Source organism: Micromonospora sp. WMMD967 (assembly GCF_029626165.1).
Taxonomy (GTDB): Bacteria; Actinomycetota; Actinomycetes; order Mycobacteriales; family Micromonosporaceae; genus Micromonospora; species Micromonospora taraxaci.
Genome location: NZ_JARUBK010000001.1, coordinates 3644097 through 3655983, shown reverse-complemented (window position 1 = coordinate 3655983; position 11887 = coordinate 3644097). Strand labels below are relative to the sequence as shown.

General features: G+C 65.4%; 6 protein-coding genes and 3 rRNA genes. 3 read left to right on the top strand and 6 right to left on the bottom strand.

Features of this window, described 5'->3' with window-relative positions; genetic code table 11:
• Positions 1–66: 66 nt before the first annotated feature.
• A complete protein-coding gene (locus tag O7631_RS17060) occupies positions 67–405 on the top strand; it encodes an SCP2 sterol-binding domain-containing protein (protein ID WP_269679814.1) in 339 nt (112 codons plus the stop codon).
• 26 nt (positions 406–431) lie between these two features.
• Here the strand turns inward: O7631_RS17060 and O7631_RS17055 are convergent, their stop codons facing one another.
• Both O7631_RS17055 and O7631_RS17050 read right to left on the bottom strand, forming a co-directional pair.
• Entirely contained in the window at positions 432–1463 is a 1032-nt protein-coding gene (locus tag O7631_RS17055) for an HAD-IIA family hydrolase (RefSeq protein ID WP_278145084.1), read from the bottom strand.
• On the bottom strand, positions 1460–2383 hold the full coding sequence (locus O7631_RS17050; RefSeq protein WP_278145083.1) for a Replicase polyprotein 1ab: 924 nt from the start codon (positions 2381–2383) through the stop codon (positions 1460–1462). The genes O7631_RS17055 and O7631_RS17050 overlap by 4 nt, the downstream gene beginning before the upstream one ends.
• Here O7631_RS17050 and O7631_RS17045 point away from each other — a divergent pair.
• Positions 2318–4144, top strand: coding sequence for a hypothetical protein (locus O7631_RS17045; RefSeq protein ID WP_278148101.1), 1827 nt, complete (start codon positions 2318–2320; stop codon positions 4142–4144). The genes O7631_RS17050 and O7631_RS17045 overlap by 66 nt on opposite strands.
• Before the next feature lie 90 nt (positions 4145–4234).
• Here the strand turns inward: O7631_RS17045 and rrf are convergent.
• The 4 genes from rrf to tyrS form a co-directional block, all read right to left on the bottom strand.
• A 5S ribosomal RNA gene (gene rrf, locus O7631_RS17040) occupies positions 4235–4351 on the bottom strand.
• An 85-nt stretch (positions 4352–4436) separates the two neighbouring features.
• Positions 4437–7545 (bottom strand): 23S ribosomal RNA (locus O7631_RS17035).
• 384 nt (positions 7546–7929) lie between these two features.
• Positions 7930–9444, bottom strand: a 16S ribosomal RNA gene (locus O7631_RS17030).
• The 16S, 23S and 5S rRNA genes sit together here, the layout of an rRNA operon.
• A 647-nt stretch (positions 9445–10091) precedes the next feature.
• A complete protein-coding gene (gene tyrS, locus O7631_RS17025) occupies positions 10092–11384 on the bottom strand; it encodes a tyrosine--tRNA ligase (RefSeq protein ID WP_278145082.1) in 1293 nt (430 codons plus the stop codon).
• Positions 11385–11466: 82 nt separating this feature from the next.
• Between tyrS and O7631_RS17020 the strand changes: the two genes are divergently transcribed.
• Complete coding sequence (locus O7631_RS17020; RefSeq protein WP_197699487.1) at positions 11467–11874, top strand: PaaI family thioesterase; 408 nt, start codon at positions 11467–11469, stop codon at positions 11872–11874.
• Positions 11875–11887: the final 13 nt, after the last annotated feature.

Here is an 11887-nt window from a genome sequence, read left to right as displayed (position 1 = left end):
GGGCACCCCGGACTGTGCCGTGCGGTACGGTGCCGAGGACGGCGTGGCGATCAGCGAGGGGGACATGTGGCCAGCGTGGACGAGTGCCGGCAGGCGTTGCAGGAGCTGGCCGCCCGGCTGGACCGCAACGCGGAGACGGTGCGCGAACGGATCGATCTGGACCGGACGCTGGCCTGCCGGATCACCGACCTGGACGCCGCGTTCCACGGCCGCATCACCGGCGGTCGACTGGTCGAGCTCACCGACGGCGACGACCCCAAAGCCAAGATCGCACTGAGCACCTCCAGCGACGACCTGCTCGCCCTGGTCCGCGGTGACCTCGACGTCACCAAGGCGGTGACCTCCCGCCGAGTGTCGATCAAGGCGAACCCGTTCGACCTGATGAAGCTGCGCAAACTGCTCTGACGACGCCGCGCCTGCCCGACCAGGGGTCAGGCGGTGGCGCTCAGACCGAAGCTCTCCAGCGCGTGCGCCGCGTCCGGGCCGATCGGGCGGATCTTCGGCAGCGCCGGCTCCGACGCCGACCAGGCCACCGCACAGAGCGCCGCCACCGCGTCCAACGGCCGACCCGACCCCGCCAACTCCAACGCACCGTCGCGGTCGGTCACCGACCAACCGCCGGCGTCCGCCGGGCCCGGCACCCGCACGACGGCCGCCGGGTCGAACAGCCCCGCCAGGTCCCTCGCGACGTACGTGGGCCGCCGACGCGGCTCCGCGGCCAGCAGATCCGGTACGCCATGGACACCGGTGAGCACCAGCAGGCTGTCCAGGCCGGCGCGGCGGGCACCCTCGATGTCGGTGTCCAACCGGTCGCCCACCACCACGCTCCGGCCTTCGCCCGCACGTCGAGCCGCCGTCTCGAACAACGCCGACTCCGGTTTGCCGACCACCACGTCGGGGTCGCGTTCCAGCGCCGTCCGCAACACGGCCACCAGCGAACCGTTGCCCGGCAACGGGCCCCGTCCACTGGGCAGCGTCCGGTCGGTGTTGGTGGCGATCCAGAGAGCACCCGCCCGCACCGCGACCGAGGCCTCGGCCAGCTCCGCCCAACCCACCTGCGGGCCGTACCCCTGCACCACAGCGGCCGGATTCTCGTCGGCCTTGGTGACCGGGGTAAGGCCGACCGCGCGTAGCTCCGCGCGCAGGGCCTCCGCGCCGACCACCAGGACCGGCGCGCCGGCGGGCAGCCGATCGCGCAGCACCTCGGCCGACGCCGCGGCGGAGGTGAGTACCTCCTCCGGTCGAGCCGGCACACCCATACCCGTCAGCAGGGCCGCGACCTCGCTGGACCGACGGGACGCGTTGTTGGTCGCGTACGCCACCGCGACGTTCTCGTCGTGCAGCCGGGCCACCGCCTCGACGGCGCCAGGGATCGGCCGGTCGATCAGGTAGATCACACCGTCCAGGTCAAAGACGACCAGGGTGTACCCGTCGACCAGCCGCTCCCCGACGTCCGCGCTCATCGCTGCGTCGACCCCGACTCGTCGTCCCCGGCCGGCGCGGTCCGCTGGGCGTCGACCGCGCTGTCGGACGTCGCCGTGGCGTCGGAGTCGGTGTCCGCAGCGGCGCTGCGCACGGCCTCGTCCGGGTGACGATCCTCGTCCTCGTCGTCGAAGCCCTCGTCGTCGTCGGAACGACCGACGACATCGTCCTGCTCGTCGTCGTCGAAGTCTTCGTCGTCGTCGCGGTCGTCATCGTCGTCGTCTTCGTCGTCGCCGGTCAGGTCGGCGTCGGGTCGGGCCGGGACCGCTCCGGGAGCACCCGGGCCTGCGGCGATCTCCTCCGCGGCTTCGTCCTCCTCGTCGCCCTCGATGACGACACCGTCGAGTTCCAGCAGCCGCTCGGCGGCGTCGGTCTCACCCTCGGTGTCGACGTCGGCAGCGCGGGAGAACCACTCGCGGGCCTCCTCGCGCCGGCCCACGGCGAGCAGCGCGTCGGCGTACGCGTACCGCAGCCGGGCCGTCCACGGCACCGTGGCCTCGCTGGTGAGGTCCGGGACCTGGAGCATCGCGACCGCTGCGTCCTTCTGGCCGAGGTCCCCCCGCGCGCCGGCAGCGACGATCAACAGCTCGATCGCCACGGCCTGGTCCAGCTTCTCCCGGTCGGCACCACGGAACAGGTCGATGGCCCGCTCCGGCCGGCCCAGAGCCCGCTCACAGTCCGCGAGCACCGCCAGGTGGCTCTGCAGCCCGCTCATCCGGTGGTACGTGCGCAGCTCGGCGATCGCCGTCTGCCACTCCCCCGCGTGGTACGCGGCCAGGCCGACAGCCTCGCGGACGGCGGAGATGCGCGACGCGAGCCGGCGAGCGGCCAGCGCGTGCGCCAACGCCTCCGCCGGGTCCTCGTCAATCAACTGACCGGTGGCGACCAGGTGCCGAGCCACCGTCTCGGCGACCGGCTTGTTCAGCGAGAGCAGCTCAGCGCGAACGTCCTTGTCGAGGTCGGTCGCGACGATGTCGTCCGGCAGAGCCGGGGCAGAGCTACGGCCACCCTCGAACGACTCGGCGCCGCCAGCGCGGTCGTCGCGGCGGAACTCGCCCTCACGGCGCGGTCGCTCGTCAGAGCGGGAAGCACCCGCCCGGTCACCGCCCCGGTAGCCGCCGTCACGGTCGCCACCACGGAAACCGCCCGTACGGGGAGCGCCACCCTCACGACGGTCACCGCCACGGAAGCCACCCTCGCGGTCACCACCACGGAAACCACCGCCCTCACGACGGTCACCGCCACGGAAGCCACCCTCACGGTCACCACCACGGAAACCACCGCCCTCACGACGGTCACCGCCACGGAAACCACCCTCACGGTCACCACCACGGAAACCACCGCCCTCACGACGATCGCCCCCACGGAAACCGCCGTCACGAGGAGCGCCGCCGTCGCGCGGTCCGCTCGGCCGCGAGCTGTCCCGGTCACCGCCACGGAAACCGCCTTCGCGGCGGTCACCGCCACGGAAACCGCCCTCGCGGTCACCACCACGGAAGCCGCCACCCTCACGACGATCGCCCCCACGGAAACCACCCTCGCGAGGAGCGCTGGAGCGCGATCCATCACGGTCGCCGCTGCGGAAGCCACCTTCGCGGCGGTCACCGCCACGGAAACCGCCCTCGCGGTCACCACCACGGAAGCCGCCGCCTTCGCGGCGGTCACCGCCACGGAAGCCACCGTCGCGGTCGCCACCACGGAAGCCGCCACCCTCGCGGGAACCGCCTTCGCGACGGTCGCCGCCGCGGAAACCACCGCCCTCACGACGATCGCCGCCACGGAAACCACCGTCGCGGTCGCCGCTGCGGAAGCCACCGCCCTCACGACGGTCACCGCCACGGAAACCGCCCTCGCGGTCGCCGCTGCGGAAGCCACCGCCCTCACGACGGTCACCGCCACGGAACCCACCGTCGCGGTCACCACCACGGAAACCGCCACCCTCGCGGGACGCACCAGGCCGAGAACCCTCGCGGGAACCGCCTTCACGACGGTCGCCGCCGCGGAAGCCACCCTCGCGGTCACCGCCACGGAAGCCGCCACCCTCACGACGGTCACCCCCACGGAAGCCACCCTCGCGGGACGGGCCGGACTGCGTACGGTCTCCGCTGCCCTGATAGCCGCCTTCACGACGGTCGCCGCCGCGGAAGCCACCCTCGCGGTCACCGCCACGGAAGCCACCGCCCTCACGACGGTCACCCCCACGGAAGCCACCCTCACGACGGTCGCCGCCGCGGAAACCACCCTCACGCGGGGCGCTGGAACGAGAGCCGTCGCGGTCACCACCACGGAAACCACCCTCGCGGGGAGCGCCGGAACGGGAGCCGTCGCGGTCGCCGCCACGGAAGCCACCGCCCTCACGACGGTCACCCCCACGGAAGCCACCCTCGCGACGGTCGCCGCCACCGAAACCGCCTTCGCGACGGTCGCCGCCGCGGTAACCACCCTCACGCGGGGCGCTCGAGCGCGAGCTGTCCCGGTCGCCGCCACGGGAACCAGAGTCGCGGCCGCCGGCGTATCCGCCGCGGGTGCCGCCGCCGCTGTCGCGGTCGCCCCGGTACGGGGGCCGGTCTCGATCGTCGCGGCGTGGGCCGCGGTCGCGTCCGCCCGCACCGTCGGTACGGTCTTCGTAACGACGGGGACGGTCTCCGCCCTGCGGTCCTGAACTCACAGGTACATCCTTCCTGATTGCGCCACCAATGGCGCTACGCAGTCGAGGGCCGACCCGGATGGGGCGGCCCTCGACTGGAAGATTGTCCGGCGGCGTCCTACTCTCCCACACCCTCACGAGTGCAGTACCATCGGCGCTGGAGGGCTTAGCTTCCGGGTTCGGAATGTAACCGGGCGTTTCCCCTCCGCCATGACCGCCGTAACTCTATGAACATATCAAACAACCCCGGCACACACACGTGGGTGTTCGCTTGTTCAGAGTTGCACAGTGGACGCGTAGCAGCTTAGTAGTCAAGTCCTCGGCCTATTAGTACCGGTCAACTGAACCCGTTACCGGGCTTACATTTCCGGCCTATCAACCCAGTCGTCTAGCTGGGGGCCTTACCCCACCAAAGTGGGTGGGATACCTCATCTTGAAGCAGGCTTCCCGCTTAGATGCTTTCAGCGGTTATCCCTTCCGAACGTAGCTAACCAGCCGTGCCCTTGGCAGGACAACTGGCACACCAGAGGTTCGTCCGTCCCGGTCCTCTCGTACTAGGGACAGCCCTTCTCAAGTATCCTACGCGCACGGCGGATAGGGACCGAACTGTCTCACGACGTTCTAAACCCAGCTCGCGTACCGCTTTAATGGGCGAACAGCCCAACCCTTGGGACCTGCTACAGCCCCAGGATGCGACGAGCCGACATCGAGGTGCCAAACCATCCCGTCGATATGGACTCTTGGGGAAGATCAGCCTGTTATCCCCGGGGTACCTTTTATCCGTTGAGCGACACCGCTTCCACTCGCAAGTGCCGGATCACTAGTCCCGACTTTCGTCCCTGCTCGACCTGTCAGTCTCACAGTCAAGCTCCCTTGTGTACTTGCACTCAACACCTGATTGCCAACCAGGCTGAGGGAACCTTTGGGCGCCTCCGTTACCTTTTAGGAGGCAACCGCCCCAGTTAAACTACCCACCAGACACTGTCCCTGAACCGGATAACGGTCCGAAGTTAGATACCCAAATCAACCAGAGTGGTATTTCAAGATTGCCTCCACCCATACTGGCGTATGGACTTCACCGGCTCCCACCTATCCTACACAAGCTAATTCGAGTACCAATGTCAAGCTATAGTAAAGGTCCCGGGGTCTTTCCGTCCTGCCGCGCGTAACGAGCATCTTTACTCGTACTGCAATTTCGCCGGGCCTGTGGTTGAGACAGTGGGGAAGTCGTTACGCCATTCGTGCAGGTCGGAACTTACCCGACAAGGAATTTCGCTACCTTAGGATGGTTATAGTTACCACCGCCGTTTACTGGCGCTTAAGTTCTCCGCTTCGCCCCGAAGAGCTAACAGGTCCCCTTAACGTTCCAGCACCGGGCAGGCGTCAGTCCATATACATCGAATTACTTCTTCGCATGGACCTGTGTTTTTAGTAAACAGTCGCTTCCCCCTGCTCTCTGCGGCCATACAACGCTCCACCCGCGCGGGGCTTCACGTCTCCGGCCCCCCTTCTCCCTAAGTTACGGGGGCAATTTGCCGAGTTCCTTAACCACAGTTCGCCCGATCGCCTCGGTATTCTCTACCTGACCACCTGTGTCGGTTTGGGGTACGGGCCGCTAAGAACTCGCTAGAGGCTTTTCTCGGCAGCATAGGATCACTGACTTCACCTGAATCGGCTCGGCATCACGTCTCAGCCTTCATGCGGTGCGGATTTGCCTACACCACGGCCTACACGCTTACCCCGGCACAACCACCGGCCGGGCTCAGCTACCTTCCTGCGTCACCCCATCGCTTGACTACTACCCGCCAGGTTCCCACGCTCCCCAACATCAACCCGAAGGTCTCCGTCAGTTTGGGTGGTTAGCACAACGAGGTTCGTCAGGGTCGCTCTTTCGCGGGTACGGGAATATCAACCCGTTGTCCATCGACTACGCCTCTCGGCCTCGCCTTAGGTCCCGACTCACCCAGGGCGGATTAGCCTGGCCCTGGAACCCTTGGTCATCCGGCGGAAGGGTTTCTCACCCTTCTTTCGCTACTCATGCCTGCATTCTCACTCGTGCCGCGTCCACAACTGGGTCACCCCGCTGCTTCACTCGCGGCACGACGCTCCCCTACCCATCCACACACCTGCACGCACCATCAAGGGCACGCGTGGTTAAAATGTGAATGCCACAGCTTCGGCGGTGTGCTTGAGCCCCGCTACATTGTCGGCGCGGAACCACTTGACCAGTGAGCTATTACGCACTCTTTAAAGGGTGGCTGCTTCTAAGCCAACCTCCTGGTTGTCTATGCGACCCCACATCCTTTTCCACTTAGCACACGCTTAGGGGCCTTAGCTGGTGATCTGGGCTGTTTCCCTCTCGACTACGAAGCTTATCCCCCGCAGTCTCACTGCCGCGCTCTCACTTACCGGCATTCGGAGTTTGGCTGATTTCGGTAAGCTTGTGGGCCCCCTAGACCATCCAGTGCTCTACCTCCGGCAAGAAACACGCGACGCTGCACCTAAATGCATTTCGGGGAGAACCAGCTATCACGGAGTTTGATTGGCCTTTCACCCCTAACCACAGGTCATCCCCCAATTTTTCAACATTGGTGGGTTCGGCCCTCCACGCGGTCTTACCCGCGCTTCAGCCTGCCCATGGCTAGATCACTCCGCTTCGGGTCTAGGACACGCGACTGAATCGCCCTATTCAGACTCGCTTTCGCTACGGCTCCCCCACACGGGTTAACCTCGCCACATGCCACTAACTCGCAGGCTCATTCTTCAAAAGGCACGCCGTCACCCCGCAAGGCTCCGACGGATTGTAGGCGAACGGTTTCAGGTACTATTTCACTCCCCTCCCGGGGTACTTTTCACCATTCCCTCACGGTACTCGTCCGCTATCGGTCACCAGGAAGTATTTAGGCTTACCAGGTGGTCCTGGCAGATTCACGGCAGATTTCAGGGGTCCGCCGCTACTCGGGAACACCCACAGAAGGTCAGCAACTTTCACCTACCGGACTTTCACCGTCTACGGTCAGCCATTCCAGACTGTTCGACTAGCCACCAACTTTGTAACTCCTCGAACAAGTGTCAGCTTGTTCAGCAGGGTCCCACAACCCCGACCACGCAACCCCTGACAGGTATCACACGCAGCCGGTTTAGCCTCAATCCGCTTTCGCTCGCCACTACTCACGGAATCACTATTTGTTTTCTCTTCCTACGGGTACTGAGATGTTTCACTTCCCCGCGTTCCCTCCACACACCCTATGTGTTCAGGTGTGGGTGACACCACATGACTGGTGCCAGGTTTCCCCATTCGGACACCCTGGGATCACAGCTTGGTTGACAGCTCCCCCAGGCCTATCGCGGCCTCCCACGTCCTTCATCGGCTCCTGGTGCCAAGGCATTCACCGTTCGCCCTTGACAACTTGACCACAAAGATGCTCGCGTCCACTGTGCAATTCTCAACAAACGACCAACCCACAACCCCAACAGCCCCACACCAAACCCAACACCAACGGTTAGCGGTATGTGAGGCCAGGCCATGCCTGGCAGACTCCCAGCCCCCACCACGGAGGGCCAGCGACGTCTCTGAAACAACAACACGATGGTTGTTCTTTCAGGACCCAACAGGGTGCTTACATTCTCCCTCAGCCGCACCAGAAGCATCCGTTCCCACCACCCGAGGGTGGCTGTACTAGGCGCCGCCGGCCGTTGCCAGGGCAAAACTTGCCAGTGTCTCCGCCATTCGAGCACCCCGACCCAACATTCGTAGGCCGCGGGCTCCTTACCACCTTTCGGTGGAAGGTGCTCCTTAGAAAGGAGGTGATCCAGCCGCACCTTCCGGTACGGCTACCTTGTTACGACTTCGTCCCAATCGCCAGCCCCACCTTCGACGGCTCCCTCCACAAGGGTTGGGCCACCGGCTTCGGGTGTTGCCGACTTTCGTGACGTGACGGGCGGTGTGTACAAGGCCCGGGAACGTATTCACCGCAGCGTTGCTGATCTGCGATTACTAGCGACTCCGACTTCACGGGGTCGAGTTGCAGACCCCGATCCGAACTGAGACCGGCTTTTTGGGATTCGCTCCACCTCACGGTATCGCAGCCCATTGTACCGGCCATTGTAGCATGCGTGAAGCCCTGGACATAAGGGGCATGATGACTTGACGTCATCCCCACCTTCCTCCGAGTTGACCCCGGCAGTCTTCGATGAGTCCCCGCCATAACGCGCTGGCAACATCGAACGAGGGTTGCGCTCGTTGCGGGACTTAACCCAACATCTCACGACACGAGCTGACGACAGCCATGCACCACCTGTGACCGCCCCCGAAGGACCCCCCATCTCTGGAGGTTTTGCGGCCATGTCAAACCCAGGTAAGGTTCTTCGCGTTGCATCGAATTAATCCGCATGCTCCGCCGCTTGTGCGGGCCCCCGTCAATTCCTTTGAGTTTTAGCCTTGCGGCCGTACTCCCCAGGCGGGGCGCTTAATGCGTTAGCTGCGGCACAGGGAACCGGAGAGGCCCCCCACACCTAGCGCCCAACGTTTACAGCGTGGACTACCAGGGTATCTAATCCTGTTCGCTCCCCACGCTTTCGCTCCTCAGCGTCAGTATCGGCCCAGAGACCCGCCTTCGCCACCGGTGTTCCTCCTGATATCTGCGCATTTCACCGCTACACCAGGAATTCCAGTCTCCCCTACCGAACTCTAGCCTGCCCGTATCGACCGCAGGCTTGGGGTTGAGCCCCAAGTTTTCACGGTCGACGCGACAAGCCGCCTACGAGCTCTTTACGCCCAATAAATCCGGACAACGCTCGCACCCTACGTCTTACCGCGGCTGCTGGCACGTAGTTGGCCGGTGCTTCTTCTGCAGGTACCGTCACTCTCGCTTCGTCCCTGCTGAAAGAGGTTTACAACCCGAAGGCCGTCATCCCTCACGCGGCGTCGCTGCATCAGGCTTCCGCCCATTGTGCAATATTCCCCACTGCTGCCTCCCGTAGGAGTCTGGGCCGTGTCTCAGTCCCAGTGTGGCCGGTCGCCCTCTCAGGCCGGCTACCCGTCGTCGCCTTGGTAGGCCATCACCCCACCAACAAGCTGATAGGCCGCGAGCCCATCCCAAGCCGAAAAACTTTCCACCCAACCCCATGCGGGGCCAGGTCCTATTCGGTATTAGCCCCCGTTTCCGAGGGTTATCCCAAAGCTTGGGGCAGGTTGCTCACGTGTTACTCACCCGTTCGCCGCTCGAGTACCCCGAAGGGCCTTTCCGCTCGACTTGCATGTGTTAAGCACGCCGCCAGCGTTCGTCCTGAGCCAGGATCAAACTCTCCAACAAAAAATTGGAAAACAATCCTGACAACAAACAAATTGTTGCCAAAGGAATCCCAACCAGCCAAACCAAAGGCCTGACCAGTCCGGGGTATAAATCATAATTGGCACTGGCTTTACAAGCACCCTGTTGAGTTCTCAAAGAACAACCACACACCGACCAGAAGCCCCACACTCAGTGGAACCCCAACCGGGGCTTTACCGCTCTGCGTTCCTAGCGCTTTCAGCGCCAGGCACTTTTACTACGTTACCCGCTGGTTTCCGCTGTGTCAAACCGGTGTTTCCCGGTTCGTCATGCTTCGCCCAGAGTCATGCGGGCACCATGTCTCGACCGGCTCTCGCCGCTCTCGTCACGGATTTGGCAGGCCGGCCGCTGCGGTTTCCCGCAAGCTCGCCCGGTGCCCTGCCGGTCGTAAACCTTACCCGGTCGGCTTCGCCGCACCAAATCCGCCTCGCGGCCAATCCGGCGAGCCCCGCCCGGCCGTGTCTCACAGGAGCGAACCCCTGCCTGACCCGGTCACCAGCTCGTTTCTGGGGGCTCAGAACTTTCGTCCCGTTTGCCCCGTTCCGCGCTGGCAGAGAGAAAGTTACGCGTCCGGCGGGATGATCGTCAAATCCGCCGGACGCGTCCCCCGTCACATCGTCGACACTCGGCTATTCGCCCAGCTCAACGCCCGCGAACGAGCGCTTGCCGCGGCGCAGCACCAGGTACCGCCCATGCAGCAGATCGGCCGGCGAGACCTCGGCGTCCACCTCGGTCACCCGATTGTTGTTCACGTAGGCGCCGCCCTCGGCGATCACCCGGCGAGCCTCCTTGAGGCCGTTCACGAGCCCGGAGTCGCGCAACAGGCCCGCCACATCCGGCAGCTCACCGGAGAGCCGCACCAGCCCGGCCTCGGTCAGTGCCGCGCGGAGCGTCTCCGGTGCCAACTCGTCCAGTGACCCGCGCCCGAAGAGCGCCTGACTGGCCGCGATGGCCTGCCGCGTCTCCTCGGGCCCGTGCACAAGGGTGGTCAACTCCTCGGCGAGCGCCCGCTGCGCCACGCGGGCCGCCGGCCGTTCGGCGGTGGCCTTCGCCAACTCCTCCAGCTCGTCGCGGGTACGGAAGCTGAAGTACCGCAGGTAACGGTCGACCTCCTGGTCCTCCACGTTGAGCCAGAACTGGTAGAACGCGTACGGGCTGGTCATCGTCGGGTCGAGCCAGACCGCGCCGCCCTCGGTCTTGCCGAACTTCGTGCCGTCGGACTTGGTGACCAGCGGCGTCGTGAACGCCTGCACCGGCCCCGCTCCCCGCCGGCGTACGTAGTCGACGCCCGCGGTGATGTTGCCCCACTGGTCGGACCCGCCGAACTGCAACTGGCAGCCGTGTCGGCGGTGCAGCTCGAAGAAGTCGTTGGCCTGGAGCAGCTGGTAGCTGAACTCGGTGAAGCTGATGCCGGTCTCCAACCGGGCCCGCACCACCTCCCGCGCGAGCATCTTGTTCACCGGGAAGTGCTTGCCCACGTCGCGCAGGAACTCGACGACCGACATCTCGCCGGTCCAGTCCAGGTTGTTGACGACCTGGGCCGCGTTCTCGCCGGTGTACGACACGAAGGGCGCCAGCTGGTCGCGGATGCGCTCCACCCACCCGGCGATCACGTCGGGCGGGTTGAGGGTCCGTTCGGCGCTCTCCTTCGGGTCACCGATCTGCCCGGTCGCCCCGCCGACCAGCAGCAACGGGCGGTGGCCGGCGAGTTGCAGCCGGCGGGCCATGGTGACCTGCATGAGGGAGCCGACGTGCAGGCTCGCCGCGGTGGGGTCGAAGCCCACGTAGTACGTGGCGGACTTCCCACCGTCGAGCAGCTCGCGCAGCTCGTCGAGGCCGGTCGAGTCCTGTATCAGGCCACGCCAGAGCAGGTCGTCGGTCAGGGAGTCCCGCCCGGGCGGCGGGAGGCTACTGTCGGTCACGGTCACCGATTCTCCCCCATCGCCGGCGCCGACCCGTACCGGGTTTGCCGCAACCCGCCACGGTTAGGCTTGCGCCAAGTTGATCGAGGAGGGATTCGCCGTGGAGATTCCGGACGTGACGGGTGGTCTCGTCGCCCTGCTCGGCCTGACGTTCAAGGAGGCGTCCCCCGACCGGGTCGTCATCACCTGGCAGGTGCGACCGGAGCTGCACCAGCCGTACGGCATCCTGCACGGCGGCGTGTACTGCTCGGTCGTGGAGACCGCGGCGAGCGTGGGTGGCGGCCTCTGGCTGGCCGACCGGGGCACCGTGGTCGGGGTGTCGAACCAGACCGACTTCCTGCGGGCCGTCCGGGACGGGGAGCTGACCGCCGTCGGCACTCCGGTGCACCGGGGCCGCAGCCAGCAGCTGTGGCAGGTGGAGATCACCGACGCCGACGATCGGCTGGTCGCCCGGGGTCAGGTACGGCTGCAGAACCTGTCCCGCGACTGAGCTACGGCCGCCG

Bases quoted from the DNA above. Each gene is read 5' to 3' on its own strand.
- O7631_RS17055 (WP_278145084.1), bottom strand. From the start codon at position 1,463: ATGAGCGCGGACGTCGGGGAGCGGCTGGTCGACGGGTACACCCTGGTC.